Source organism: Vibrio sp. Vb0888, assembly GCF_033338835.1.
Taxonomy (GTDB): Bacteria; Pseudomonadota; Gammaproteobacteria; order Enterobacterales; family Vibrionaceae; genus Vibrio; species Vibrio alginolyticus.
In genome coordinates this window covers 1-1,107 of record NZ_JAWOTL010000277.1, presented here as the reverse complement: position 1 = coordinate 1,107, position 1,107 = coordinate 1, and the positions used below count along the sequence as shown (strand labels likewise).

Genomic DNA, 1,107 nt, shown 5'->3' with positions numbered 1-1,107 from the left:
AAACTAAGAACGTCCATCATGCTTGGCGCGATGGTGTTTGGTTTGATGGGCGTTGTCGCCATGATCGGATTTATGAATGGTTTAGTGGACAGCATGATCAAAAATGCGATTGCTTGGCAAACCAGCCATTTGCAGATTCATCAAAGTGCGTATCTCGTTAATCCTGAACTGAAAGACACCATACCTGACTCGCAAAGCATCGTGACAACGTTAGAAAAGCATCAAAGCGTGAAAGCCGTATCGGAGCGGTTTCTCGCCGATGGCATGATAGCTTCTGCTCGCAGTTCTCGCGGTATTCGTATTAATGGTATTCATCTTGAACAAGAGCAGAAGATAACGCCGCTTTCTGAGCATATCATCGATGGTTATTGGTTGGATGAAGAGGGCCGGAATCCCATTCTTGTATCGCAAAAGACGGCGAAAAGATTAAAGCTACGAGTTGGTTCAAAAGTCATTCTGACGCTTTCCGATATCAATGGGGATGTCTCTGGCGCTGCGTTTAGAGTGAAAGGCATCTTCAAAACACCGTCCACGACCTTTGATGACGGCAACGTGTACGTCCGTAAAGCTGACCTAGAGAAAATCGCAGGGGTAGCAGGGGCGCATGAAATCGCCATTTTGCTCAACGCCAATGATGACGACGTGTTGCAAAATACTGTGTCGTTTACCCGAACCTTGATCGACGATGGTTCAGGAAAGCCGTTAACGGTAAGAACATGGCTAGAAATTCAACCCCTGCTTTCGACTATGATGAGCTCGATGGATATCTCCAACCAAGTCATGCTGGTGGTGTTCGTGTTGGCTATGACGCTTGGCATCGTCAATATCATGCTTATGTCGGTGTTTGAACGAACCAGAGAATTCGGCGTGCTGATGGCAGTGGGTATGCAGCAACACAAAATTCGTATTTTGATCACGTTGGAAACCATGTTCCTTGGTTTGACGGGATGTGCTTTAGGGGTATGTGGCAGCGCTGCCATGATAAAGCTTCTCAGTGTGACGGGATTGTCGCTTGGAGGGCTGGCCGATGGTTTAGGTGCATACGGCGTCGATACTCTGCTTTATCCTCGCGTTTCGTTTTACGAATATCAAATGATCATTGTAGCG

1 protein-coding gene is annotated in these 1,107 nt (G+C 47.2%); it reads left to right on the top strand.

From position 1 onward, the window contains the following. Positions 1-1,107 (top strand): ABC transporter permease (locus tag R7P72_RS25605; RefSeq protein ID WP_318111044.1); only part of this gene is annotated, 1,107 nt, incomplete at both ends.